The 25,981-nt window shown below is 71.9% G+C and carries 22 protein-coding genes and 1 riboswitch; of the genes, 17 read left to right on the top strand and 5 right to left on the bottom strand.

What is annotated here, in order from left to right:
• The first annotated feature begins 143 nt into the window (after positions 1-143).
• The 9 genes from LWF15_RS28700 (at position 144) to LWF15_RS28660 (ending at position 6,294) form a co-directional block, all read left to right on the top strand.
• Positions 144-755 carry a CDP-alcohol phosphatidyltransferase family protein gene (locus LWF15_RS28700; protein ID WP_232814083.1) on the top strand — a complete coding sequence of 204 codons (612 nt, stop codon included), beginning with the start codon at positions 144-146 and terminating at the stop codon, positions 753-755.
• On the top strand, positions 752-1,639 hold the full coding sequence (locus LWF15_RS28695) for a DUF881 domain-containing protein (protein ID WP_232814082.1): 888 nt from the start codon (positions 752-754) through the stop codon (positions 1,637-1,639). The genes LWF15_RS28700 and LWF15_RS28695 overlap by 4 nt, the downstream gene beginning before the upstream one ends.
• On the top strand, positions 1,636-1,968 hold the full coding sequence (locus tag LWF15_RS28690; RefSeq protein ID WP_232814081.1) for a small basic family protein: 333 nt from the start codon (positions 1,636-1,638) through the stop codon (positions 1,966-1,968). Before LWF15_RS28695 ends, LWF15_RS28690 begins: the two co-directional genes overlap by 4 nt.
• 3 nt (positions 1,969-1,971) lie before the next feature.
• Positions 1,972-3,204, top strand: coding sequence for a DUF881 domain-containing protein (locus LWF15_RS28685; RefSeq protein ID WP_232814080.1), 1,233 nt, complete (start codon positions 1,972-1,974; stop codon positions 3,202-3,204).
• 18 nt (positions 3,205-3,222) lie between these two features.
• On the top strand, positions 3,223-3,609 hold the full coding sequence (gcvH, locus tag LWF15_RS28680) for a glycine cleavage system protein GcvH (RefSeq protein WP_232814079.1): 387 nt from the start codon (positions 3,223-3,225) through the stop codon (positions 3,607-3,609).
• A 126-nt stretch (positions 3,610-3,735) separates the two neighbouring features.
• A complete protein-coding gene (locus tag LWF15_RS28675) occupies positions 3,736-4,209 on the top strand; it encodes an FHA domain-containing protein (protein WP_232814078.1) in 474 nt (157 codons plus the stop codon).
• Positions 4,210-4,313: 104 nt separating this feature from the next.
• Complete coding sequence (gene ftsR / locus LWF15_RS28670) at positions 4,314-4,952, top strand: transcriptional regulator FtsR (RefSeq protein ID WP_232814077.1); 639 nt, start codon at positions 4,314-4,316, stop codon at positions 4,950-4,952.
• 64 nt (positions 4,953-5,016) lie between these two features.
• Positions 5,017-5,505, top strand: a complete 489-nt coding sequence (locus LWF15_RS28665; protein ID WP_232814076.1) for a bifunctional nuclease family protein — start codon at positions 5,017-5,019, stop codon at positions 5,503-5,505.
• Positions 5,506-5,772: 267 nt separating this feature from the next.
• Positions 5,773-6,294: a MerR family transcriptional regulator gene (locus LWF15_RS28660; RefSeq protein ID WP_232814095.1), complete on the top strand. Its 522-nt coding sequence runs from the start codon at positions 5,773-5,775 to the stop codon at positions 6,292-6,294.
• Between the two features lie 73 nt (positions 6,295-6,367).
• Here the strand turns inward: LWF15_RS28660 and LWF15_RS28655 are convergent, their stop codons facing one another.
• A complete protein-coding gene (locus tag LWF15_RS28655) occupies positions 6,368-7,174 on the bottom strand; it encodes a ParA family protein (protein WP_232814075.1) in 807 nt (268 codons plus the stop codon).
• Positions 7,175-7,456: 282 nt separating this feature from the next.
• A riboswitch (glycine riboswitch) is annotated at positions 7,457-7,545 on the top strand.
• A 92-nt stretch (positions 7,546-7,637) separates the two neighbouring features.
• On the opposite strand from LWF15_RS28655, the gene gcvP reads away from it, so the two are divergent.
• A complete protein-coding gene (gene gcvP, locus LWF15_RS28650) occupies positions 7,638-10,562 on the top strand; it encodes an aminomethyl-transferring glycine dehydrogenase (protein ID WP_232814074.1) in 2,925 nt (974 codons plus the stop codon).
• An 11-nt stretch (positions 10,563-10,573) separates the two neighbouring features.
• On the opposite strand, the gene LWF15_RS28645 is transcribed toward gcvP, so the two are convergent.
• On the bottom strand, positions 10,574-13,900 hold the full coding sequence (locus LWF15_RS28645; RefSeq protein WP_232814073.1) for an AAA family ATPase: 3,327 nt from the start codon (positions 13,898-13,900) through the stop codon (positions 10,574-10,576).
• On the bottom strand, positions 13,900-15,162 hold the full coding sequence (locus LWF15_RS37895) for an exonuclease SbcCD subunit D (protein WP_232814072.1): 1,263 nt from the start codon (positions 15,160-15,162) through the stop codon (positions 13,900-13,902). Before LWF15_RS37895 ends, LWF15_RS28645 begins: the two co-directional genes overlap by 1 nt.
• Positions 15,163-15,366: 204 nt before the next feature.
• On the opposite strand from LWF15_RS37895, the gene LWF15_RS28635 reads away from it, so the two are divergent.
• The 7 genes from LWF15_RS28635 to LWF15_RS28605 all read left to right on the top strand — a co-directional run bounded on the left by LWF15_RS28635 (position 15,367) and on the right by LWF15_RS28605 (position 22,235).
• A complete protein-coding gene (locus LWF15_RS28635) occupies positions 15,367-16,854 on the top strand; it encodes a glutamate-cysteine ligase family protein (RefSeq protein WP_232814071.1) in 1,488 nt (495 codons plus the stop codon).
• A gap of 24 nt (positions 16,855-16,878) precedes the next feature.
• Positions 16,879-18,099 carry a magnesium and cobalt transport protein CorA gene (locus LWF15_RS28630; RefSeq protein ID WP_232814070.1) on the top strand — a complete coding sequence of 407 codons (1,221 nt, stop codon included), beginning with the start codon at positions 16,879-16,881 and terminating at the stop codon, positions 18,097-18,099.
• A gap of 111 nt (positions 18,100-18,210) precedes the next feature.
• Positions 18,211-18,813, top strand: a complete 603-nt coding sequence (gene sigK, locus LWF15_RS28625) for an ECF RNA polymerase sigma factor SigK (RefSeq protein ID WP_232814069.1) — start codon at positions 18,211-18,213, stop codon at positions 18,811-18,813.
• A complete protein-coding gene (locus LWF15_RS28620; RefSeq protein ID WP_232814068.1) occupies positions 18,806-19,513 on the top strand; it encodes an anti-sigma factor in 708 nt (235 codons plus the stop codon). Before sigK ends, LWF15_RS28620 begins: the two co-directional genes overlap by 8 nt.
• A gap of 134 nt (positions 19,514-19,647) precedes the next feature.
• A complete protein-coding gene (locus tag LWF15_RS28615) occupies positions 19,648-20,295 on the top strand; it encodes a fasciclin domain-containing protein (protein WP_232814067.1) in 648 nt (215 codons plus the stop codon).
• Positions 20,296-20,415: 120 nt separating this feature from the next.
• Positions 20,416-21,117 carry a PilZ domain-containing protein gene (locus tag LWF15_RS28610; RefSeq protein WP_232814066.1) on the top strand — a complete coding sequence of 234 codons (702 nt, stop codon included), beginning with the start codon at positions 20,416-20,418 and terminating at the stop codon, positions 21,115-21,117.
• Between the two features lie 56 nt (positions 21,118-21,173).
• Positions 21,174-22,235: a dipeptidase gene (locus LWF15_RS28605; protein WP_232814065.1), complete on the top strand. Its 1,062-nt coding sequence runs from the start codon at positions 21,174-21,176 to the stop codon at positions 22,233-22,235.
• Positions 22,236-22,239: 4 nt separating this feature from the next.
• On the opposite strand, the gene LWF15_RS28600 is transcribed toward LWF15_RS28605, so the two are convergent.
• On the bottom strand, positions 22,240-23,826 hold the full coding sequence (locus LWF15_RS28600) for an amidohydrolase (protein WP_232814064.1): 1,587 nt from the start codon (positions 23,824-23,826) through the stop codon (positions 22,240-22,242).
• Positions 23,827-24,288: 462 nt separating this feature from the next.
• On the bottom strand, positions 24,289-25,968 hold the full coding sequence (locus tag LWF15_RS28595; RefSeq protein WP_232814063.1) for a gamma-glutamyltransferase: 1,680 nt from the start codon (positions 25,966-25,968) through the stop codon (positions 24,289-24,291).
• Between the last annotated feature and the right edge of the window lie 13 nt (positions 25,969-25,981).

Genomic DNA, 25,981 nt, shown 5'->3' with positions numbered 1-25,981 from the left:
CGGAGTGAGATTTATACCTGACCGCCCTCCGGGCAACGCCGGGACGCCGGATCACCGGGGCGTCGGGCGGGAGCGGGCGCGGTGGGCCGTAGGCTGTCTCCTGGCTTACGCCCGGGGGGAAAATGCGAAGGAGGAACGTGCCGGTGGGAGAGAACCCGGTGGGTGGCACACGGGTGCTCAACATTCCCAACCTGCTCAGTTTCGGCCGGCTGCTGCTGGTGCCGGTCTTCGCCGTGCTGATCGTGGTCGACCACGTGGGCTGGGCGGTGGTCGTGCTGATGGTGAGCGGATTCACCGACTACCTCGACGGGAACCTGGCCCGGCGCTGGGGGCAGACCACGCGGCTGGGCCAGATCCTCGACCCGATCGCCGACCGCCTCTTCATCCTGACCACGCTGCTGGGCCTGGCCTACCGCGACGTGATCCCCTGGTGGCTGGTGCTGCTGCTGATCGCCCGCGACGCGGTGCTGGTCGGCTCCCTGCTGCTGATGACGCACGAGGAGCGCCGGCCGCTGGAGGTCAGCTTCCTCGGCAAGGCCGCCACCGCGAACCTGCTCTACGCCTTCCCGCTGCTGCTGCTCGGTGACATCGACGGCCGGGCGGGCGACGTCGCCATGACGGTCGGCTGGGCCTTCGCCTGGTGGGGCACCGCGCTGTACTGGTGGTCGGCCCTGATCTACCTGCGTCAGGCCGCCGCCGTGATGGCCCGGCGCGACCAGCTCACCCGGCGCCCGCAGAGCGAGGCCGCCGGATGAGCGAGCGATCCCGCCCGCTCGACGCCTCGATGACTCTGCTGCGCGAGGTGATGGAACGTCCGCTCGACCCCGGCTACGCGGCCGCGGCCGCCCATCCGCGGCCGAGCACCCGCCGGCGCACCGCGATCACCCTGGTCCTGGCGATCCTGGCCGGGGCCGGTTTCGCCGTGGCGGTGGGCTCGATCCGGGTGCCGCAGCGCGAGTCCGACGCGGTCAGCCAGGAACTGCGCGAAGAGATCCAGCGCCGCACCGAAGACGTGAACGGGCAGCAGCGCCGCAACGCCGAACTGGCCGCCGCCAATGCGGCGGCGCAGGAGACGCTGCTCGGCTCGCGGGGGGCTGCGCTCAGCCGTCAGGTGCAGGAGCTGGGGGCGCTCACCGGCGAGATCGCCGTGAGCGGCAAGGGTGTGCAGGTCACGCTGGACGACGCGCCGGGACGTGACCAGGTCGGTGGAGATCCGCGCGAAGACGTGGGTTTCGACGAGGGCGTGGTGCTCGACGCCGACGTGCAGGTGGTGGTGAACGGGCTCTGGGCGGCCGGCGCCGAGGCGATCTCGATCAACGGCGAGCGGCTGACCGCGGTCTCGGCGATCCGCTCGGCGGGGGAGGCGATCCTGGTCGACTTCCGCCCGCTGGTGCCGCCCTACGTGATCTCGGTGATCGGCGATCCGGGCGCGCTGCAGAGCCGGTTCGCCGAGGGGCAGGCCGGGCCCTACGTGCAGTCGCTGCGGGACAACAACGGCATCCGCGCGGACATCGCGGCGGCCGACGAGCTCGTCCTGCCGGGCGCCGGGCAGTTCGCCCTGCGCGCGGCCCGGCCGGTGGAAGAAGAAGCGAAGCAAGACGCTGTGGGAAAGACTGCTGACTCTGGAGGACGTACGTGATCGCGGCGATCGGACTGCTGATCGGGGTGGTGGCCGGGCTGGTCCTGCAGCCGACCGTCCCGCTCTGGCTGCAGCCCTACCTGCCGATCGCCGTGGTGGCGGCGCTGGACGCGGTGTTCGGTGGTCTGCGCGCGCTGCTCGACGGCATCTTCGACGACCGGGTGTTCATCGTGTCGTTCCTGTCGAACGTGGTGGTGGCGGCGCTGATCGTGTTCCTGGGGGACCACCTGGGAGTGGGGGCGCAGCTGTCCACCGGGGTGGTCGTGGTGCTCGGTATCCGGATCTTCTCCAACGCCGCGGCGATCCGTCGGCACATCTTCAAGGCCTGAGCGATGGCCGAGGAGAAGCCCGAGCAGGAGCCCGTGGACGAGCCGGATGTTCAGCCGGATGCTGTTACGGACGACGAGGCCGGTGCCGAGACGGCGCCGATGCCGGTGTCGCGTCCGGTGAGCCCGGTGCGTACGCGGGTGATCCGGCCCGCAGGGGGACGTCGTCCCGGACCGCCGCTGGTGGGTGGCGGTCAGGGGAGCCCGAGTTCGGGTAAGGCGGTTCAGGCGGGTGCCGAGCGGGATCCGGACGACACCATGCCGATGACGGCGGTCGATCTGAACGAACAAAAAGCCGAACAAAGGACGGGTGTGGGCGCCGAGGCGGCGAGCCGCCCCGAAAGTTCCCCTCCGGTGGGCGAAACCGCTGCTCCTCAGGTGCCCGAGGCCGACAGTTCCACGCCGTCCGAGACTTCCGACGACGTAGAGGTGACCACCGCGCCCGGGGGAGCCGACGATCCTGAGGCGACCACCTCGTCCGTTGTCGGTGACGTACCCGAGGCGCGCCCGTCGTCCTCTGTTCCGGACAAGCCGGTTTCGCGGTTCCGCGTCACCCGGTTCCAGGTGCTCGCTGCTGTGCTGCTCGGGGCGCTCGGGTTCGGGCTGATCGTGCAGGCCCGCCAGACCCAGTCCGACGACCTCTCCTCGCTGAGCCAGAGCGAGCTGGTGCGGGTGCTGGACGACGTGAGCCGGCAGAGCGAGCGGCTGGACGCCGAGGCCCGCGCCCTGGAGACCACCCGGAACGAGCTGCAGTCCGGCACCGACCGGGCCGCCGCGGCCGAGAAGGCCACGCGCGAACGGCTCGACGTGCTCGGCATCCTGGCCGGCACCGAGCCCGCCCAGGGGCCGGGGGTGAGCATCCGGATCGACGACCCGCAGGCCCTGGTCGACGCCGCGACCGTGCTCGACGCGGTCCAGGAACTGCGGGACGCGGGGGCCGAGGCGATCCAGTTCGGCCAGGTGCGGGTGGTGGCCGGCACCTCGTTCACCGATCCGCCCACCGGCGGTGCGGTGGTCGCCGACGGCGTCACCCAGTCACCGCCCTACCGGCTGCTGGCCATCGGCGACCCGGCGACCATGGAATCCGCCCTCAACATCCCCGGTGGCGTGCTGGAGACGCTGCACCAGGTGGGTGCGAGCGGTACGGTTCAGCGCAAGCAAGATCTCGAGGTGTCCGCGGTGCGGGAGGCGGCCGGCCCGGCCTACGCCGTACCCCGCACCGACGAGCCCCAGGACTGAGAGGAAGACGAGGGCGCAGTGAGCGACTTCGAGTACCCGGAAGACCTGAAGTACACCGGCGACCACGAGTGGGTGCGGATCGACGGCGACGTCGCCCGGGTCGGCATCACCGCGTTCGCCCAGGACGCGCTCGGCGACATCGTGTACGTCACGCTGCCGGACGGCGACACCCCGGTGCAGGCGGGCTCGACCTGCGGCGAGGTCGAGTCGACCAAGAGCGTGAGCGACGTCTACGCACCGGTCAGCGGTACCGTGTCGAGGCGGAACGAGGCCCTCGACACCACGCCGGAGCTGGTCAACAGCGACCCTTACGGCGAGGGCTGGATGTTCGAGGTCACGGTGGCCGGCCCGGAGGCCTTCGACGGCCTGCTGAGCGCCGCCGAGTACCGGACGCAGCTCGACTGAGACCGGGCCGCCGCGCCCGAGCCCGCCTCCGGTCACCTCACCCGGGTGAACAGGAGGCGACCGGTACATGCCTCGAGCACGGGGTGAGAGTTACGCTAGCCAGACTTCACGAGACAGGAGACCGAGATGTCGGAACCGAGGTTCCTGAGCGGTCAGGGGCCGGAGGGTGCCAGGCGTGACTTCGACGCGCCCCTGGTCGAGACGACGATCTCCTTCGGTGCCATACCGGGGATCGACGAGGAGCGGCCCAGCGGGCTCTCCGGTGCCGAGCAGGCCGCGGTCGACGCGCTGCCCGGGCAGTCGGCCCTGCTGGTGGTGCAGCGCGGCCCGAACGCCGGGGCCCGGTTCCTGCTGAACGCCGAGCGCACGACCGCCGGGCGCAAGCCCGACAGCGACATCTTTCTCGACGACGTCACCGTCTCGCGCAAGCACGCCGAGTTCGTCCGGCGGGACGGGCAGTTCTTCGTCCGCGACGCCGGCAGCCTGAACGGCACCTACCTGGCCGGCGACCGGATCGACGAGGCGCTGCTGAAGGACGGGGACGAGGTCCAGATCGGCAAGTACCGGCTGGTGTTCCACCCCAGCCGCCGGACCGCCTGACGGCAGCCGGGATGGTCGGCGCGGCTGCGGGCCGGCGCGCGAACGGCGCGACCGGCGAGTCAGGTCACTCGGGTGACTTGGGTGATGCGAGTGGCTCCCGGGCGATGAGCATCGGGGCGGTCCTGGAACTGCTGCGGCAGGACTTCCCGGACATCTCCATCTCGAAGATCAGGTACCTGGAGGACCAGGGTCTGGTCGAGCCGTTGCGCACCGCCGCGGGCTACCGGAAGTTCACCCCCGAGCACGTGGAGCGGCTGCGGTACGTGCTCGGGGTACAGCGTGACCACTACCTGCCGCTGCGGGTGATCCGCGAGCACCTCGACGCGCTCGACCAGGGCGCGCCGGCCGCGCCCCGGCTGGTCGAGGTGGCCCCCGAGCCGCCGGTCGAGACCGGGACCCGGCGCCGGTTCACCCGGGGCGAGGTGCTGGCCGCCGCCGCGGTCGACGAGGCGCTGCTGGCCGAGCTGGAGTCGCACGGTCTGGTGGTGGCCCGGCCGGGCGGGGACTTCGACGCCGATGCGGCGGCCGTCGCCCGCGCCGCGGCCGAACTGGGCGCCTTCGGCCTGGAACCGCGCCACCTGCGGGCCTTCCGCACCGCCGCCGACCGCGAGGCCGGGCTGATCGAACAGGTCACCCGGGGCCGGGGCCAGGCGGGCGGGCAGAGCGCCCCCGAGCTCACCGCGCTGTGCGTGCAACTGCACTCCGCACTGCTGAAAGCGGCCCTGGAGCGCGGACAGTCCTGACCGCGGCCTGACTGTGGGCCCACTCTGGTCGCCTAGGCGCCGGGCCGCGGGGTACGTTTGCGGTGTGCGGGAGCTTGATGTGGTTGGTGTCAGGGTCGAGGTTCCCTCGAACAACCCGATCGTGCTGCTCAAGGAGCGCGACGGGGATCGCTACCTGCCGATCTGGGTCGGGGCGCCCGAGGCGAACGCGATCGCGAACGCCCAGCAGGGGCTGGTGCCGCCGCGCCCGCTCACCCACGACCTGATGAAGGACGTGATCGAGGCGCTCGGCCGGCGGCTGGCCCAGGTGCGCATCGTCGCCCTGAAGGAGAACGTCTTCCACGCCGAGCTGGTCTTCGACGGCGGGCTGTCGGTCAGCTCGCGCTCGTCCGACGCGATCGCCCTGGCGCTGCGGGTCGGCTGCCCGATCGTCGGTGCCGAGGAGGTGCTGGAGGCCGGTGGGGTCTCGGTGCCGGACGAGGACGAGGACGAGGTGGAGAAGTTCCGGGAGTTCCTCGACAACATCTCCCCGGAGGACTTCGGCGAGACCGGCAAGGGCCCGCAGGACTCCTGAAACCCCCTCGCCACCGGCGCCGGAACGGTTCCGATTGGTCCGAAAGAGGGGTGATCTGCCGACACGCCGCCCCCCTCGGGACCCGCTTCGTTGACGGGGCCGGGTGGGCGGCCTACGGTTCAAATGAAACGACCCCGGTGTAGTTCTCCCGCTGAGATCCGTCCCTCGGACCAGCGTGCCGGACTCGGAACGTTGAATGGAGCCGCCGTGAGCGAGCGTAGCGAGCGAGATGCTGTGCCCGGTCACGTCGTCGCGCAGGCGCAGGGAATGCTCTTCACCGACGACCTGCCCGAGCTCGACGAGGAGGCCGGTTACCGAGGCCCGATCGCCTGCCGGGCGGCGGGCATCACCTACCGTCAGCTCGACTACTGGGCCCGCACCGGCCTGGTCCAGCCCACCGTCCGCAACGCCACCGGCTCGGGCACCCAGCGGCTGTACAGCTTCCGCGACGTGCTGGTGCTGAAGGTGGTCAAGCGGCTTCTCGACACCGGGGTCTCGCTGCAGCAGATCCGGATCGCGGTGAACCACCTGCGCGACCACGGCGTCGAGGACCTGGCCCAGATCACGCTGATGAGCGACGGCGCCAGCGTCTACGAGTGCACCTCGGCGGACGAGGTGATAGATCTCGTCCAGGGCGGTCAGGGCGTGTTCGGCATCGCCGTCGGCCGGGTCTGGCGCGAGGTCGAGGGCACGCTGGCCGAGCTGCCCGCCGAGCGCGCGGGGGACGACACCGCGATGGTCGCCGGAGACGAGCTGGCGGCGCGCCGGAAGACCCGCGCGATCAGCTGAAAAGCCTTACGGTCCAGCAGAAAGCCCCCGGGATCCGGTACCCGGGGGCTTTCTGCTGTCTGGCTTCAGGGGATCAGCTGGCGCTGGCGGCCGGGCGGCGGCCGCGGGTGTTGGCCCGCAGCACCCGGGCCAGGTGGGCGTCGAACGCTCCGGCCAGCTCCTGCGCGGGGGCCCCGGGCCAGCGGTGGATCGGCTGGCTGGCGCCCTGGGCCTGCTGCAGGGCGCTGCGCTCGCGGATCGAGGGGCCGAGCACCAGCGGGCCGAACATGTCGGACAGCTCCTGCAGGCGGTAGCGGTGCTCGGGGGAGCGCTCGCGGTAGCGGTTGACCACCACGCCCAGCGGCTGCAGCGTGGGGGCGATGTTGCGGCGCACGTCCTCGATCGCGTGCAGGGCCCGGTCGGCCGCGGTGACCGAGAACAGGGCCGGCTCGGAGACCACCAGGGCGCGCTGGCTGGCGGCCAGGCCGGAGCGGGTGATCGTGCCCAGCGAGGGCGGGCAGTCGATCAGGACGAGCTGGTAGCCCTCGAGCTGGCTGATCGCGTGGGACAGCCGGGCCAGGGTGCGCTCGCTGCCGGTGGGCCGGTCGAGCGCGGCCATGTCGTGCGAGCCGGGCAGCACGTCGAGCGTGCCGCCGCCGGCCGCCCAGCCGCTGGGCACGACGTTCACCTTCTGCGCGTTGCGGCGGGAGGCGCCCATCACGGTGGCCACGTTGGTGGTGATCTCGGCGGTGATGTCGAGCCCGAGCGTCGCGTCGGCCTGCGGGTCGATGTCGACCACGAGCGTGGGGACGCCACGGGCCAGCGCGGCCGAGGCCAGGCCCAGGACCACCGACGTCTTCCCGACGCCACCCTTCAAACTGCACACGCTGACGACGATCACGGTATTCGACGCTACCTCGTTATCAAGTTCCGGCCGACGATCCGGGCCGCGACGGAACGGACGTGATTGCCGTCCCACTCAGGGTGACGGCCGTCCGGGTCAGGGCTCGGGAAGACCCAATTGCATCGCCTCGCCGGGTCCCCTCGCAACCCTCCGTTCGCCCGCCGTACGCCGACCGGGCCCTCTGTGGGGTGTGCGGAACCGGGCGAAGATGAATGTGACATGCCGCGCTGGTAACGTCAGGGCCGTGGGTGGTCCGTCAGTGACGGAGGCCGACAGCTGAAGACCCCGGCGGGAGAGACCCCGTGAAGGGGCGCCGAAGGGGCAACTCTCCCCGGAACCTCTCAGGCGCCAAGGACCGCCAGGGCGAGGCATCTCCGAAGGGCGACGTGGCCCGACGGATGGGGAGGTATCCGTGCGGCCCTACTCAGCGGCCGCTACGCCTGAAGCGTGGGAGCCTCCGATGACGACCTTCATCGATGCCGGGAACCAGCCGGACCTGACCGAGCCGCCGCAGGACGCCCCCCAGGGCACCGGGCACCGCGCCGACGCCTTCGCCGACCGGCACATCGGCGCCGACGCCCCGCAGGTGGCCACCATGCTGCGCACGGTCGGCCTGGACTCGCTGGACGCCCTCGAGCACGCCGTGATCCCCCCGGTGATCCGCGACGGCGGCGTGCCCGCCCTGCCCGAGCCGGTGAGCGAGGCCGAGGCGCTGGCCGAGCTGCGCGCCCTGGCCGCCCGCAACACCGTGGGCGTGCCGATGATCGGGCTGGGCTACTACGGCACCCACACGCCCGGTGTGATCCTGCGCAACGTGCTGGAGAACCCGGCCTGGTACACGGCCTACACCCCGTACCAGCCGGAGATCTCACAGGGCCGGCTGGAGGCCCTGCTGGCCTTCCAGACCATGGTCTCGGACCTGACCGGGCTCGACACCGCCAGCGCCTCCCTGCTGGACGAGGCCACCGCCGCCGCCGAGGCGATGACGCTGATGCGCCGGGCCTCCAAGCTGCCCGCCGGGGCCGCCCTGCTGGTCGACACCGACGTCCTTCCGCAGACCCTCGCGGTGATCCAGACCCGTGCCGAACCGCTCGGCCTGCGGGTGGTCGTGGCCGACCTCACCGACGCCCCGGCCGAGGCTCTCGACGCGGTCGAGGACGGTGTCTTCGGCGTGATCACGCAGTACCCGGGGGCCTCCGGGAAGGTGACCGACCTCCGTCCGTTGATCGAGGCCGCCCACGAGCGCAAGGCGCTGGTGACCGTGGCCGCCGACCTGCTGGCGCTGACGCTGCTGCGCGCGCCCGGTGAGGACGGCGCGGACGTGGCAGTCGGCAACACCCAGCGCTTCGGGGTGCCGCTCGGATTCGGCGGACCGCACGCCGGCTACATGAGCGTGCGCAAGGGCCTGGAGCGCTCGCTGCCGGGCCGCCTGGTCGGGGTCTCGAAGGACGCGGACGGCAACCCGGCCTACCGGCTGGCCCTGCAGACCCGCGAGCAGCACATCCGGCGGGAGAAGGCGACCAGCAACATCTGCACCGCGCAGGTGCTGCTGGCCGTGATGGCCGCCATGTACGCGGTGTACCACGGCCCGCAGGGGCTGCGCCGGATCGCCGAGCGCACCGCCTCCTCGGCCGCCACGCTGGCCGCCGGTCTGCGGGCGCAGGGCGTCACCGTGGTGCACGAGAACTTCTTCGACACCGTCCTGGCCGAGGTGCCGGGCCGGGCCGCCGAGGTGGTGGACCGGGCGCACGAGCTCGGCGTGCTGCTGCGCCGGGTCGACGCCGACCACGTCGGGGTCTCCTGCGACGAGACCACCACGCCGGCCCACCTGGCGCTGGTGACGCAGGCTTTCGGAGGTTCCCCCGCGACCGAGGTGAGCGAGCCGGCGTTGCCCGCCACCCTCGTCCGTACGTCTGAATACCTGACCAACCCGGTGTTCACCACGCACCACAGCGAGACCTCGATGCTGCGCTTCCTGCGCCGCCTGGCCGACGAGGACTACGCGCTCGACCGGGGCATGATCCCGCTGGGCTCGTGCACGATGAAGCTGAACGCCACCACCGAGATGGAGGCGATCACCTGGCCGGAGTTCGGTGGGCTGCACCCGTTCGCGCCGAGCGCCGACACCGAGGGCATCCGCGCCCTGGTGAAGGACCTGGAGAACTGGCTGGCCGAGCTGACCGGCTACGCCGCGGTCTCGCTGCAGCCGAACGCCGGCTCGCAGGGTGAGCTGGCCGGCCTGCTGGCGATCCGGGCCTACCACCGCTCCAACGGTGCCGAGGGCCGCAACGTCTGCCTGATCCCGTCGTCCGCGCACGGCACCAACGCCGCCAGCGCGGTGATGGCCGGGATGAAGGTCGTGGTGGTGGCCTGCGACGAGAACGGCAACGTGGACCTGGCCGACCTGTCGGCCAAGATCGGGCAGCACCGGGACGCGCTGGCTGCGATCATGGTGACCTACCCCTCCACGCACGGCGTGTTCGAGGAGGGCATCGGCCAGATCTGCGCCGAGGTGCACGAGGCCGGCGGTCAGGTCTACGTCGACGGCGCGAACCTCAACGCGCTGGTGGGGCTCTCGCGTCCGGGCCAGTTCGGCGCCGACGTCTCGCACCTGAACCTGCACAAGACGTTCTGCATCCCGCACGGCGGCGGCGGCCCGGGCGTGGGCCCGGTGGCGGTGCGCTCGCACCTGGCGCCGTTCCTGCCCAACCACCCGCTGGACGAGCTGGCCGGTCCGGCCACCGGCATCGGCCCGATCTCGGCCGCGCCGTACGGGTCGGCCGGCATCCTGCCGATCTCCTGGGCCTACGTGCGGATGATGGGGCTGGAGGGCCTGACCCGGGCCACCCGCACCGCGATCCTCACCGCCAACTACGTGGCGGCCCGGCTGCGTCAGCACTACCCGGTGCTCTACTCCGGCCGGGACGCCCTGGTGGCGCACGAGTGCATCCTCGACCTGCGGCCGCTGACCAAGGCCACCGGGGTGACGGTGGACGACGTGGCCAAGCGCCTGATCGACTACGGCTTCCACGCCCCGACGATGTCGTTCCCGGTGGCCGGGACGCTGATGGTGGAGCCGACCGAGAGCGAAGACCTGGCCGAGCTGGACCGGTTCTGCGACGCGATGATCGCGATCCGGGCCGAGATCGACAAGGTCGCCGCGGGGGAGTGGCCGGCCGGGGACAACCCGCTGGCCAACGCCCCGCACACGGCGCAGAGCCTGACCGGTGAGTGGGAGCACCCGTACACCCGGGAAGAGGCCGTTTACCCGGCCGGGGTGACGCCGCGGTTCAAGTACTGGCCGCCGGTGCGCCGGATCGACGGTGCCTGGGGCGACCGGAACCTGGTCTGCTCCTGCCCGGCGCCGGAGGCGTTCGAGGACTGAGGTTCTCGCTCCTAAGCGATGAGTGCGGCGGCTCCCACCCTGAGGTGGGAGCCGTCGCGGCCTTTGACCACCTCGAGCTGGGCCGGGATCCGGTCGCGCAGGTCGGCCACGTGGCTGACCAGGCCGACCGCCCGGCCGCCGCTGCGCAGGCCGTCGAGCACGTCCATCACCTCGTCCAGGGTGTCCTGGTCGAGACTGCCGAAACCCTCGTCGACCAGCAGGGTCTCGATGGTGGCGCCGCCCGCCTCGGCCTGCACCACGTCGGCCAGGCCGAGGGCCAGGGCCAGGGAGGTGCAGAAGGTCTCGCCGCCGGAGAGGGTGCTCGGGTCGCGCTGCACGCCGGTCCAGCCGTCGATCACGGCCAGCCCCAGGCCGGACCGGGCGCCGCCGCGGGAGGGGCCGTCGGTGTGCACCAGGGAGTACCGGCCGCCGGACATCGCGGCCAGTCGCAGGGTGGCGGCCTGGGCCACCTGTTCCAGCCGGGCGGCCAGCACGTACGAGCTCAGGCGCATGCGCAGCTGGTTGTCGCCGCCGGTGCCCTCGATGCAGCGGGAGACCGCGTCGAGGGTGGCGAAGGAGGCCCGCAGGTCGGCGGTCTGCTTGGCGTGCTGCTCCAGCTCGATGGTCAGGTTGGTGAGGGCCTGGGCGGCCCGGGTGAGCAGGGTGTGGCGCTGCTGCGCGCTCTGGTGGGCGGTGCGGGCGTTCTGGAGGATCTCGTTCAGGGCCTCGGCCAGGGAGTCGAGGTCAGGCTCGGCCTCTTCGGGAGTGCTGGAACTGACGACGTCGGTGGGCCCGTCGGTCCCGTCGGTTTTGGCTGCTGTGGTGGGCTCTTGGGTGGCTGGGCCGGGTTCGGGGGCGATCGGTACGAGCTCGGCCCAGAGGTCGAGCATGGGCTGGCCCGGATCGGCCTTGCGGGGCTTCTTGCGGCGGGGCTTGCGGGCGGCCTGCTTCTCCTTGGCCCGGCGGGCGGCGGCGGAGGCCTGTTCCTCGCGGCCGAGTTCTTCGAGCAGCGCCTCGACCCGGGCCCGCTGGGCGTCGTGGTCGGCGATGACCTGGGCCAGCTCGGCTCGGTCGGCCTCCGGTAGGGCGGCCGCAGCGGCTGCCTCACGGTCGGTGAAACCGGCTGCGGTGGCGGCGTTGTCGGCTGCACCGCGGGCCCGGGCCAGCCGGTCTCGCGCGATCTGGAGCGCGCGGTGGGCCTCTTCGTGCTCGGTGAGCGCCTCGACCGCGGCCGTAACCCGGGCATGACGGGACTGCACGTCGGCGCTGTCGCCGCGGGCCTGGTCGAGCCGTCCGCGCAGGTCCGATCGCCGGCTCTCCAGGGCGGCCAAGGCTTCCCGCCCGGCCGAGGCCGCATCGGTGGCGGCCTCCAGCCGGGCCCGGGCCGCTTCCAGGCGGGCGGCCAGACCGGCCACCTCGGCGTTGAGCTTCTGGGCCGAGGCTGCGGCCCGGTTGGCCTCGGACAGCCGGGACTGCGCGCCGGCCAGCTCGGCCATCGCTGCCTCGGCGTCGGCCCCGCCGGTGAGGGCGGTGAGGGCGGCCAGTTGCCGCCGCCCGGCCTCGACGGCCTGACGGGCCTGCTCACGGCGGGCCGAGGTCTGGGCCTCCTGATGGGCCGCGCGCTCCTGCTCCTCCTCGGTGACCGGACGCGCGCGGTGCTTGGCCCGGCGCGGGTGGTCGAGGCTGCCGCACACCGGGCACTCCTCGTCGCGCCCCAGCCCGGCCGCCAGTTCGGCGGCCATCCCGGCCAGACGCCGGGCCTGCAGTTCCTGCTGGGCGGCGACGGCGGCCTGGTGCACGTCGGTGACGGCACGCAGGGTGTCTTCCAGACTGGTCTGTTCTTCGGTGAGGCGCTGGGCCCGTAGTACCGCCTCGGCCACCCGCTTGGCCCGCTCCAGGTCGCGGTGGCGGTCTTCGGCGGCGGAGGCCAGCATCTCGCTCTCGCCCCGGGCCGCCAGCAGCTTCTCGGCCTGCTCGTTCAGCCGGGCGGCGGCCTTCTCGGCCTGCACCCGGGCGGCCTCGGTCTGCTGCAGCTGCTCCTGCGTGGCCAGGGCCTGCCGGTCGAGCCGGCGCAGTTCCAGGTCGGCGGGGAGAAGGGCGGTGAGGGCGGCCAGTTCCTGCCGCAGCCGGGTCAGTTCCTGCCGTAGCCGGGCCGGTTCGGCCTGGTCGGCCGGTTCGGCCTGGTGTGGGTGGCCCGGGCTGGTTCGGCCACCGCCGTCGTCGACCTGACCTTCCAGCCCGTGGTCGGCGAGGCGCCGCCGGGCCGACTCGACGCGGAATTCGGCGGTCTCGACCTCCACCGACGCCGCGTCGAGCTCGGCCAGCAACGGGAGCAGGACCGGGGCGTGCCCGGCGGCCTGGAGGCGGGCCTTACGGACCGCCTGCTCCGGTGACTGCGAGATCAGTAGACCATGTTCGGCCACCAGTTCGCGGCGCCGGTCGCGCAGCCGTACGGTCTCGGCCACGGATTCGTGCTCGGCGCGGGCCTTCTCGTGTGCGGCCTCGGCCTTCACCGCGGCGGTGTGGGCGGCGCGCAACTGGGCGTGGGCCTGGGTGGCCCACTCACGGACGAGGGCCGTGACCGCCTCGGTGTCGTCGAGATCCAGATCCTCGTGACCGCTGCCGGGGCCCTGGTCGGGCTGGTCGGACTGGTCGGATTGGCCGGGCTGGTCGGGGCGGGCCTCCTGGGCCCGGGCGAACAGCCGGGCCGTCCCGGCGCGGGCGGCCGCCACCGAACCGGCCCCCTCCCGGCGGCGTTCGCCCAGCCAGCTCTCCACCGCGGCGAAACGGTCGGTGCCGAAGAGCTTCTGCAACAGCGGCCGCCGCTCCTCGGCCGAAGCCCGCAGGAACGCCGCGAACTCGCCCTGGGGCAGCAGGATCAGCTTGGTGAACTGTTCCGGCCCGAGCCCGATCAGCTGCCCGATCAGGTCTCCCGCCTCGTCCATACGGTTCGTCCGGCCGACCCAGCCGTCGGCCACCCACTCACGCACCACCACGTGCGCCTGCTCGCGGGTGAAACCGGTGCCGCGCTTCTTCGGACGCTGCCACTCCGGTGAGCGGGTGACCTCCAGACGCCGCCCGGCCACGGTGAACTCGCACACCACCTCGGCCCGCACCGCCGGATCGGCGTGGTCGCTGCGGTAGCGGCCGGAGGCCCCCCGGCTGCCCGGGACCCGCCCGTAGAGGGCGAAGCAGAGCGCGTCGAGCACGCTGGTCTTGCCCGCGCCGGTGGGGCCGTGCAGCAGGAACAGGCCGGCGCCGCTGAGCTCGTCGAAGTCGATCTGCTGGTGCTCGGCGAACGGGCCGAAGGCGGTGATCTCGAGACGGTGCAGGCGCATCAGGCGCTCCGCCCGCGCCGGCCCGGCGCCTTGGGGCTCAGCAGCTGCTGCAGTTCGGCATCGCTCACCGGAGACTCGGCGGCCATCGCGGCCAGGTCGCGGTAGGCCGAACCGGGCGCCCCTTCCATGCTCTCGATCAGCGCCGCCTCCAGGGCCTGCTGCAGCAGCACCGTCTCGGCGGGGGAGGCGGTACGGCCGCGCACGTGCTCCAGGAAACTGCAGCAGACGTCCAGATCCGGCAGTCCGGCGATCTTCTCGGTGTAACCGGCCGCGCTGGCGCGGCCGGCCCGCTGCGGGTCGAGCCGCAGTTCGAGCAGGTGCGGGAAACGCCGGCGCAGCTGCTCCATCGGCTCGGCCGGGCGCCGCGGATCGGTGAGGGTGATCTGCACCCACTCCTGCTCGTGGGCGGCGAAGCGGGCCTCGGTGAGCAGTTCGGCGAGCTCGCCGCGCAACCGGCCCAGCCGCCGGGGCACCGGGGCGGGCACCGCCTCGACCCCGGCCAGCCCGTTCGCGTCGAGATCGACCAGCCAGCTGCCCTTGTGGTGATCGGCCTCGGAGAACGAGAAGGCCAGCGGGGAGCCGCTGTAGCGGGCCTGCCCGGCCAGTTTCTGCCGGCCGTGCAGGTGCCCGAGGGCCACGTAGTCGACGCCCTCGAACAGGGCCAGAGGCACCTGCCCGAGACCACCCACGGCCAGCTCTCTTTCGCTGTCCGAGGCGGCCCCGCCCATGACGAAGGCGTGGGCCGAGACCACCGAGCGCAGGCCTGGCCGCTCGGCCAGGTCGGCGCGCACCCGCTGCAGGGCCGCCCCGAGCACGCCGGCGTGACTGCGCTCGGCGCCCAGCACCCCGGCGGCCAGCGCGGGCTCGAGGTAGGGCAGCGGGTGGAAGGCCACCTCGCCGTGCTCGTCGGACAGCAGCACCGGCGTGCCCACCTGGGCCGGATCGGTGCGGATGTGCAGCCCGGCCGCACCCAGCAGGCGGGAGTTGAAGCCGAGCCGGCGGGCCGAGTCGTGATTGCCGCTGGACAGGATCACCTGGGACCCGGCTGACACCAGTCGGTGCAAGCCCTCGTCGAGCAGGGTGACCGCGTCGACCGCGGGCAGCGCCCGGTCGTAGATGTCGCCCGCCACCAGGACCACGTCGACCTTCTCGGCGCGCACCACCTCGGCCAGGTGGTCGAGGTGCGCGGCCTGTGCGGACAGCAGATCCACCCGGTGGAACGACCGGCCCAGGTGCCAGTCGGAGCTGTGAAGGATGCGCACGAGAGGACACGGTAGGCACCCCCACCGACAAAACCCTTATCGGCGCGCCGCGATCCGGGCAAAAGCGGAGTGTCCGGACAGGCCCGGTCTCACCCATCGGAAGCGGGAGCCGAGTTCCCAATCGTCCTAAAGTGATGTTCCGCCCGGCGCCTTCGTAGATCATCTCCCCTCGCCAGGGCCGCGAAGGTGTGGTTTGGTCGAGGTATGGGTGACGAGATCTCGGCGATCCGCTACTCGGCCGAGGAGCGGCAGCGCTACCGCGAGAAAGTCGACCTCTGCCTGGACGTCTTCGAGCGCCTGCTGGCCACCTGGCCGTTCGACGACGACCGCCCGATGACCGGGCTGGAGATGGAGCTCAACCTGGTCGGCCCGGACTTCCGGCCGACCCTGAGCAACGCCGCCGTGCTGGAGGGCATCGGCGACCCGAACTTCCAGACCGAGCTGGGCGCCTACAACATCGAACTCAACGTCGAGCCCTCGCCGCTGAGCGACCTGGCCGGCACCGAGACCCGGCTGCGTGAGGTGCTGAACAACGCCGAGCAGGCCGCCAACCGCAACGGTGCGCACATCGTCATGGTCGGCATCCTGCCCACCACGATGCCCGAGCACCTGAGCGACCCGGAGTGGATGACTCCCTCGCCGCGCTACAAGGCGCTGAACGACTCGATCCTGGCCGCCCGGGGCGAGAACCTGCACCTGGACATCCACGGGGTGGAGCGCCTGTCCACCTTCGCGAACTCGCTGGCGCCCGAGTCGGCCTGCACCAGCGTGCAGTTGCACGTGCAGGTGCAGCCCGAAGACTTCGCCCGGGCCTGGAACGCCGCGCAGATCCTGGCCGGCCCGCAACTGGCGGTCGGCGCCAACTCCCCGTTCTTCTTCGGCCGCCGGCTCTGGGCCGAGACCCGGATCGAGCTGTTCAAGCAGGCCACCGACACCCGCCCGCAGGAACTGCAGAACCAGGGGGTGCGCCCGCGGGTCTGGTTCGGCGAGAAGTGGATCTCCTCGATCTTCGACCTGTTCGCCGAGAACGGCTGGTACTTCCCCTCGCTGCTGCCGGAACTGAGCGAGGAGGACCCGGTGGCCGAGCTGGACGCGGGCCGCGCGCCCACGCTCCAGGAGCTGCGGCTGCACAACGGCACGGTCTACCGCTGGAACCGGCCGATCTACGCGGTGGTCGACGGTGAGCCGCACGTACGGGTGGAGAACCGGGTACTGCCGGCCGGGCCCACGGTGGTCGACACGGTGGCCAACGCGGCGTTCTTCCACGGGGCACTGCGCTCGCTGATGGACGACGGGCGGCCCGCCTGGTCCAAGATGTCCTTCGCGGCGGCCGAGGAGAACTTCCTGGCGTGCGCGAAAGACGGTCTGGACGCCACGGTGTACTCGCCGCAGCTGGGCCAGACCGGGGTGGACGAGCTGGTGCTGCGCCGGTTGCTGCCGATGGCGGCCGAGGGGCTCCAGTCCGCCGGGGTGCCCGCCGAGGATGTGGATCGGTACCTGGGCATCGTCGAGGGGCGGGTCAAGTCCGGCCGCAACGGCGCGTCCTGGCAGGTGGCGGCGGTGGAGCGGCTCGAGCACGGCACGTCCGGGCGCTCAGGCATGGAACGGGCCGAGGCCCTGCGCCGGATGGTGGAGCAGTACTGCGAGGGCATGCATGCGAACGAACCGGTGCACACTTGGGCGCTGCCGTAGATCGTTCGCTGGGAGAACACCGCATTGAAGACGCCGACGCGCTGGTTCGAGGGCACGACACCACCGGCCCGGTGGTCGGGTAAGGCACTGCACCGGCTGCGCCGGGTGCGGGAGCTGTCGGCACCGCTGTGGGGGAGTTTCGTCGTGGACGACCGGGATCCGCAGGGCCTGAACGGCGTCGTGGACGACAACGGCCACGAGAACGGCATCCCCCGCCGGACCCGGCACCGCAACGTGGAGGACGTGATCGGCGACTGCGCGGTCTACGAGACCGGACTGCGCAGCAGCACCCGGTTGCCGATGCAGCAGGCCGCGCAGGCGGCCCGGCGCACCAACGGGTTCGTCTGGATCGGACTGCAGAACCCCTCGGCCGAGGACGTGCAGCACGTCGCCGGCGAGTTCCGGCTGCCCCCGCTGGCGGTGGAGGACGCGATCAACGCCCTCCAGCGGCCCAAGCTGGAGGTGTACGAGGACGAGAAGGTCTCGTTCATGGTGCTGCGGCCGGTGCGCTACGTGGACAGCGAGGAGATCGTCGAGGTCGAGGAGATCGCGCTGTTCGTCGGCGAGCACTTCCTGGTCTCGGTGCGGCACGGGCAGACCGACGTGCTCAGCCGGGTGCGGCGCGAACTGGACGCCGGCCGGCTGGAGGCCAGCGAGCGCGGCCCGATCGCCGTGCTGCACCGGGTGGCCGACCTGATCGTGGACGAGTACGAGGTGGTCGCCGCCTCGATCGACGACGACATCGGGCAGATCGAGCAGCAGGTGTTCGGCCTACGGGAGGGCGACCACACCGAGCGGATCTACAAGCTCAAACGCGAGGTGCTGGAGTTCCGCCGGGCGGTGCTGCCGCTCGGGGAGCCGATGTTCAAGCTGATGACCGGCGGGGTGCCGGGGTCGGACAAGAGCGCGCGCAAGTACTTCCGCGACGTGCACGACCACATCATGCGGGTGACCGACGAGATCGAGCGGCAGGACAGCCTGCTCTCGGACGTGCTGCAGGCCAACGTGGCCCGGCTCTCGGTGACCCAGAACGAGGTGGCCATGCGGCAGAACAACGACATGCGCAAGATCTCCGCCTGGGCGGCGATCGGGCTGGTGCCGACCGCGATCGCCGGGGTCTACGGGATGAACTTCGAGCACATGCCGGAGCTGGGCTGGAAGTACGGTTACGCCTACGCGCTGACGCTGATCGTCTCGATCAGCGTCGGGCTGTGGGCGCTGTTCAAGCGCAACGACTGGCTGTGAGCTTCGTCCCGCCCGCTGATCCACCGGTAACCTGCACCAATCCGCCGCCCCGGTCGGCGCCGAACTTGCGCCGACCTCGCAGGAGAACGGCCGTGGAAGGGCAGTGCGCAGATGGTGGGACGGCGAGAGCCCGTACCGGTCCCGGCCCGCGGGCCGGACGCCGCGGAGACGACCGAGGTGCTCCTGGGCCGGGTCGGCCGGGGCGACGAGGCGGCCTTCGAGCAGGTCTACGCCCGGGTCGCGGACGTGGTCTTCGGCCTGGCCCGGTCGGTGCTGCGGGATCCGCACCAGGCCGAGGAAGTGGCCCAGGAGGTGCTGCTGGAGATCTGGCGCAGCGCCGCCCGCTTCGACGCGGCCCGGGGGAGCGCGCGGGCCTGGGTGGCCACGCTGACCCACCGCCGCGCGGTCGACCGGGTGCGCAGCTCGCAGGCCTCCCGTAACCGCGACCAGGCGGTGGCCGCGCGCAGCAACGAGCGTGAGTACGACGAAGTGGTGGAGAAGGTGGAACGCCGCCTGGAGGCCGAGCGGGTGCGGCACTGCCTGGACGGGCTGACCCCGCGTCAGCGCGAGACGGTCACGCTGGCCTACTACGGCGGGCGCAGCTACTCCGACGTGGCCGACGTGATGGAACTGCCGCTCGGCACGGTGAAGACCAGGATGCGGGACGGATTGATCCGCCTGCGCGACTGCCTGGGGGTGGGTTCGGATGCCTGACCTGCACGATCTTTCTGCGGCCTATGCGCTGGACGCGCTCGACGAGGTCGAGCAGCGGCGGTTCGAGCACCATCTGCGCGAGTGCCCGGCCTGCGCGGCCGAGGTACGCGACTTCTCCGAGGCAGCGGCCTCCCTGGCCGACCGGGTCTCCCAGCCCGCCCCGCACGGCCTGCACCAGCGGGTGATGGCCGAGGTGTCGCGGACCCGTCAGCTGCCGGCCCGGTCTTCCCGCGTGGTGCGGCGCCCGTCGTGGCGGCAGGCGCTCACCGGCGCCGCAGCCGCCCTGCTGATCGCCGCCGGGGCCACCCTCGGGGGAGTCGCCTGGCAGCAGCACCAGGCCGCCGAAGACGCGCGCAACCTGGCCGACGGCATGGCCCGGGTGCTGACCTCGCCCGAGCGGGTGGAGGTCGACCACACCGTCACCGGTGGTGGCACCGCCACCATGGTGATGGCCGAGGGCGACGCGGTGCTGGCCGCCACCGGGGTACCGGACGCGCCGCACGGGCACGGCTACCAGATGTGGGTGATCGGGTCCGACGGCCAGGTGACGTCCGGCGGGATGCTGAAGCTGGAGAACGGCGACGGGTCGGCCTTCATGAGCGACATCCCCACCGACGCCCAGCTCGCGGTCTCGGTCGAGCCCGAGGGCGGCTCGAAGCAGCCCACCACACCGGCGGTGGTCCGCCTGGCGGCGACCTGACGGCCTTCCTCGGGTGATCGGACGAGCAGCGCACCGGGTGTGTTGCTCGCCGGCGCCCGGCGCCGGGGCGGGGATCCTGGTTCATCGGAAACCCGCTCCCCGCCGGGCGTTTACTAGGGAAGGCTTTGCCTGAGATGAACCCGTCGATCCGCCGTACGCTCGCCGCCGGGGCCGCTGTCGCGGCCACCCTCGCCCTGGCGGCGTGCAGCAGCGACAGTGACGAGGGCAGCGAGACCACGCCGAGTGCCTCCCGCACCACCGCCGCCGCCAACCAGTCGGTGGAGATGGCCAACCTGGTCGGCCCGGGCTGTTCCGCCTACGCCACCCAGGTGCCCACCGGCAAGGGCTCGGTCGAGGCGATGGCCAACGACCCGGTGGCCACCGCGGCCTCCAACAACCCGATGCTGAAGCAGCTCACCGCCGCGGTGTCGGGCAAGCTGAACAAGAAGGTCGACCTGGTCGACACCCTGAACGGCAACGAGTACACGGTCTTCGCCCCGGTCGACACCGCCTTCGCCGCAGTCCCGGCCAAGCGCCTGAGCCGGCTGAAGAAGGACGACCAGGCGCTGGTGGCCACCCTCACCTACCACGTGGTGGCCGGGGAACTGGCGCCCGGCAAGGTGGTCGGCGAACAGGTGACCGTTCAGGGCGGCAAGGTGAAGGTGTCCGGCTCGGGCAACGAGCTCAAGGTCAACGACGCGAACGTGGTCTGCGGCGGGATCAAGACCGCCAACGCCACCGTGTACCTGATCGACAAGGTGCTCGACCCGGCCAAGGCCTGAGCCTCCTGGTCACCGGTTGCTGCTAACGGGTGATTGCCCGGCGGGCCGGATCGGCACGGGCGGTGACCGGCGCACACTGGACCGGGCAGGTGCTGGCTGGGTCGAGGGTGGGAGTTGCAGATGGCGTCGGTCGCCGCGGGCAGCAGGCTGGTGGTGCGCTCGGGCGAGGTCGGCGTGACGTTGCGGGTACTGCGCGGCGTCGACGTGGGCCGAGCGGGCTGGGCCGTGCCGGTGCTGGCCGATCTGGAACACCTGAAAAGCCTGGTGGACGCCGGTCTGCGGGTGGTGGTGGAGATCCCGGCGGAAGACGGGCCGCTTCGCGTGGAGGCCGAACTCGTCGTCACCGAGGCCGATCTGACGTTGCGCGCACCGCGCGCCAGGCCCACCCGGGCGATCCGGGCGGCCGCGCTGACCGACCAACGACGCGAGAACGTCCGTGGGCCCGTGCAGTTGGAGTTCCGCGGCACCCTGATGCAGAGGCCGCCGACCACTCCCCGCGGCCGTCGGCGCAGCCCCGGCTACCTGGCCGCGCTGGGGCCGGGCGACGGCGCCCAGGCCGACCTGGTCGGCACCACCACCTCGGTCTCGGCCGGCGGAGTCTGCGTCGACCTGGAGCAGGGCCGGCCGCTGGCCGAAGGGCTCACCCTGTACGGCGAGATCACCCTGCCCAACGGCGATCTGGTGCCGGCCCTGCTCCTGGTGGTGGAGCAGACGCCACAGGGGTTCCGGGCCGAGTTCACCGACATCTCACCGATCGACTCCGAGCGCCTGGTGCGGTTGGTGTTCGACCGCGAGCGCAGCGGTCTGGCCAAGCGGGGTTGAGAAATGTCCCCGGACCTGCCGCGCGAGTCCGAGAGCTGGCTGGCTAGCCTGAGGCAATGAATCAGGTGGTGGCGGAAGCCCTTGCGCTGTGTGGTGTGATCGACGGGCACAACGACCTGCCCTGGGCCAGTCGCGAGGAACGTGGCTACGGCACGGACGGTCTGGACAGCTCGGTCGCGGGTCTGCAGACCGACGTCCCGCGGCTGCGGGCCGGCGGGGTGCAGGGGCAGTTCTGGTCGGTCTACGTGCCCTCCGACCTGGAGGGGGCGGCCGCGGTGCAGGCCACGCTCGAGCAGATCGACTTCGTGTACCGGCTGGTGGGTGAGCACCCGCAGCACTTCGCCCTGGCCCGCACCGCCGCCGAGGTCGAGCAGGCCCAGGGCGAGGGGCGGATCGCCTCGCTCCTCGGCGCCGAGGGCGGGCACTCGCTCAACGACTCTCCCGGCGTGCTGAGGATGTTCGCCCGGCTCGGGGTGCGCTACCTCACCCTCACCCACTTCGCCAACACCACCTGGGCCGACTCGGCCACCGACACCCCGGTGCACGGCGGGCTCAGCGAGCGCGGGGTGCAGTACGTACGCGAGATGAACCGGCTGGGCATGCTGGTCGACCTGTCGCACGTCTCGCACGCGACCATGCATCAGGCCTTGGACGTGTCCACCGCGCCGGTCATCTTCTCGCACTCCTCCTGCACTGCGCTCTCTTCCAGCGTGCGCAACGTCCCCGACGACGTCATCGCCCGTCTCCCCGAGAACGGCGGCGTGCAGATGGTCTCGTTCGTCTCGTCGTTCCTCTCGCAGGAGGCGGCAGACTGGTGGTACACCGACCGGAGCAGCCCAGAACCCCTGCCCACCATCGAACAGGCCGCTGACCACGTCGAACATGTCCGCTCCGTCGCCGGATTGGCGCACGTGGGTCTGGGCGGCGACTATGACGGCGCGCCCACGTTCCCGGCTGGGATGGAAGACGTGTCAGGCTATCCGAAGCTCCTGGAAGAGCTGGCGCGTCGGGGCTGGACCGCATCAGACCTGGCAGACCTGTGCGGACGCAACGTTTTACGGGTGTTGAGGCAGACCGACGAAGCGTTCTTGTCGGCTTCCGGCGGGCGTTTCCTCTGATTGTCTAATTGAGGACGCCCGCCACCACCGTGGCCTGGACGCTCGCCTCGAGCAGTGCGTCGGGTTCACAGAAGAGCGGGTTCACGTCGAGGGTCACGAGATCGGCTGGGCCGCCGCGGAACAGGTGGGTGGCCGAGCCGGTGACCGCGGCGGCACCCGAGGTGAACAGGGCCAGGGCCTCGGCGGCGTCGACGGCCTGCTCGGGGCCGAGAGCCTCGGCCCGGTCACGAACCCGGCGAGTGCGGGCCTGCCACATGCCGAACAGCGGGGACATCGGCGGGCCCGGCCCGTCGCTGCCGCCGCCGACCAGCACGTTGGCGTCCAGCCAGGCGCGCAGCGGGTTGGCCACGGCGGCTTCGGCCTCTCCGAGCCGGTCGATCAGCGCGGTGCCGAAGCTCCACTGCAGCGCCGGATGGGCCGAGACCGCCACGCCGAGACGGGCGGCCCGCTCCATCGCGGCCCGGCCCGGGGAGAGATAGCCGTGGATGATGTGAAAACCGGTGCCGCGGTAAGGTTGATCGCCAGTCCAGTTCAGTACCTCGAGGGTGTCCAGCACCGCGTCGATCGCGGCGTCGCCCACGGCGTGCACCCCCACCCCGCGCCCGTTCACCTCCGCCGCGCAGTGCGCCCGCAGCGTTTCCAGCATGATGCTCTGATTGCCGTGATAGCCGTCGGTTCCGGGCCACGGGGTGGAACGCCAGGCCGTACCCAGCGAACCCCCGCCGTCCAAGAACAGCTTGGTCGGACCGATCCGCAGCCACTCTTGGTCGAACGCGTCCAGGTTCTTGATCGCATCGGCAATCTTGTCAGGGCCGATCGCGTCGTCACCCCGCGGCATCACCACCGCCCGCTGCCGAAGCCGGTTGTTGCGGGCCGCGGCCACCCAGGCCGGGAGTTCGGCCAGGCTGACCGCCGGATCCATCGCCGTGGTGATGCCCAGACTGAGGAGCTCGGCCTGCCCTAATTCGATCCAGCGCTGCCGGGTGGCCAGATCCGGCTCGGGCTGAACCTTCCGGGCCAGATCGACGGCCGGATGCTCGATCAGCAGCCCGGTCGGCGAGCCGTCGGCGTCCCGCTCGATCCGCCCGCCAGGTGGGTCAGCCGTGGTTGCGTCGATCCCGGCTGCCTGTAGCACCGCAGTACTGACGATCGCGTCGTGCCCCTTGCGGTCGAGCACCACGTGACGCCCGGGGCAGGCCCGGTCGAGGTCGTGGCGGTCAGGCAGGCGCCGCTCGCTCAGGTCGATGGCTTCGAACTCGGCATCCGCCTCGATCCAGCCCGCATGCTGCTGACCGTATTCACTGAGGCGCTGGCCGATTTCAGCACCACTGCGGACGCCGGTCAGATCGCACCGATCGGCCCGCCGCCCGGCCCAGAGCACATGCACATGACTGTCGGTGAAGCCGGGTACCGTTGTTCCCGGAAGGTCGACCTCGCTCACCCGGCCACCCAGATCGGCCCGAACCCAGCCCGGGGAGCCCCAGTTCACGATCCGGCCGTCGCGCACCCCGACGGCCTCGACCACGGGAGGGATGCCACTGGCGAGCGGGGCGAGGGTGTGAATCGTGCCGGTGATGAGGGTGTCAGGCATGGGGGTCCACTCATGGCCGAGGGGCGGTCCGGATCACGGCTCGGTACTGCCGTTTGATGTGTTTGGTGGTGGGTGGGCCGTGTTGATGTGCGGGAACGGCGGTGTCGGTGTCGGGTGGGCAGTCGGGTGCGGGCCGCTGTGGGTGGTGCGGGGAGTGGTGCGGGTGACTGCGGGCGGTGCGGGCTGCTCTGAGCGGTGAGGGCGGCTGTGGTGGTGCGGGCTGCTGTGGGGTGGTGCGGGTGGCCGTGTGGTGGTGCGGTAGTGCGGGTGGCTGTGCGGTGCAGGTGGCTGGGGTGGTGCGGGCCGTTGTGGGTGGTGCGGGCGGCTCTGGTGGCGCGGTGGTTCTTGGGTTCGGGCCGGAGGTGATCTGGACGGCGGCGCGATCGGGTCTGCGATGGCGGGGCGGTGGTTTGGTGGTGAGTGGAGCCGTGGCAGTTATCGGTGTTCCCGGCGAGGCGGGCCTCAGTTCGCGGTGAAGACAGCACCCAGCCCGTCTGCGCGGGGGTCGGCTGCGGCCAAGAGTTTTCCTGCCTTCGACTGACTCGGTTGGGCCGGCTCAGCCTCCCTACCGGGTTGGGTTTGGCTACCCGGTTCGGCGTGGCTATCCGGTCCCGTCTGGCCGCCGGGGCGTGGCACCGCATCCAGCGCCCCATCCAGCGCCGCATTCAGCGCCCCGTCCGGCGCCGCGTCCAGCAGGGTGTCCGGTCGGGGGCGCCGATCCAGTCTGCAGGCCTGGACGTGGCCGGCGTCGTCGCGCTTGGTCTCTGAGGTCACCACGTCGAGCCCCAGGCTGTCGGCGGCTGCCTCCAGGGCTTCTGCTGTGGGCACCCCAGGCTCCAGGAGCAGGGTGGGGCGGGGCATGTCGATGTCCCGGGAGCCGATAACCCACCTCGGGCGGTCGAGTACGGCCCGCAGGTTCGGCGCCACCATCGCGTCCTCGGCCACCTGCGACAGGATCCACGCCTGGGCCCGGCCGCCCTGACAGCCCAGCGCGAGCACGCTCTCGTCCGACACCGCGATCACCGGGCACAGCGTGTGCGGTGGGCGGGCGCCGGGCCGGACCCGGCCGGGGTGGTCCGGGTCGATGCTGAAGGCCGAGCCGCGGTTGTGGAACACGATGCCGGTGCCCGGGTCGAGCAGGCCGGAGCCGAAGGTCTGGAACACGCTCTGGATCAGCGTGACCGCGCTGCCGTCCTCGGCCACGGCGGTCACGGCGACCGTGTCCCCGGCCGGTTTCGGGCCGGTGGGAAGAGCCTCGACCGACCGGGAGGCTGCTCCGAGCAACCCAGCCACATCGATCGGGCCCATGGCCGGATCGCCGAGGAGAGCGTCCCTACGTAGTTCTGCCTCGCGTGCGGCGGCCAGTCGTTCTGCGGGGGCAGCCGCGAGCACTGCCAGCAGAGCCGCCCCCTGACTGGGTGGGGGAGCGACTGACCAGACCACCCCGTCCTTAGTTGTTGAAAGTGGTTCGCAGACCTCGGGTTCGTGCGCCGCCAGATCGGATGCCCGCAGGGGGCTGCCGAACTTCTCCAGGGCCGCGGCTACGCGTTGCGACAGAGGTCCGGTGTAGAACGACTTCCAGTCTCCGGCGACTTCGGTGAGCGTGGCGGCCAGAACCGGCTGCCGCAGCGTCGCGCCGACGGGGAGCGGTTCGCCCGCCTCGTCGAGTACCAGCGCCGACAGGCCGGGATCCTGGCGGACCACGGCGAGGCGGTCGTGTGTACCCCGAGCCAGGCCGGGGCTCACGGCCACGCCGTCGCGGGCAAGCCCGATCGCGGGCTGGAGCAGATCGCCCAGCGGCAGGCGGGCGCCCAGTTCGGCCAGTCGGGCCCAGCCCGCCACCACGCCCGGAACGGTGATGGCCAGTGGCCCACCGGGCGGCATCCGGTCCAGCCCGGCAACCGCCGTCACGTCGAATCCGGCGGCTGCCGCCCCGGCCGAGAGCACGGCGCGGACCTCGCCGTCGGGGGAGCGGAAGAGCGCGATCAGGTCACCGCCGATCGAGCACTGGTGCGGGTAGGCCACGGTCAGGGCGGCAGCGGCGGCGATCGCCGCGTCTACCGCCCCACCCCCCTTGCTCACCACGGCCTCGGCGGCGGTGACCGCGTCGGAGTGGGGGGCCGCGATCGCTACACCAGTCATCTCGGTTTCCTTA

The organism is Kineosporia rhizophila (assembly GCF_021277265.1).
Classification (GTDB): Bacteria; Actinomycetota; Actinomycetes; order Actinomycetales; family Kineosporiaceae; genus Kineosporia; species Kineosporia rhizophila.
The sequence above is the reverse complement of the archived record's forward strand: the minus strand, read 5'-3'. Positions and strand labels throughout refer to the sequence as shown.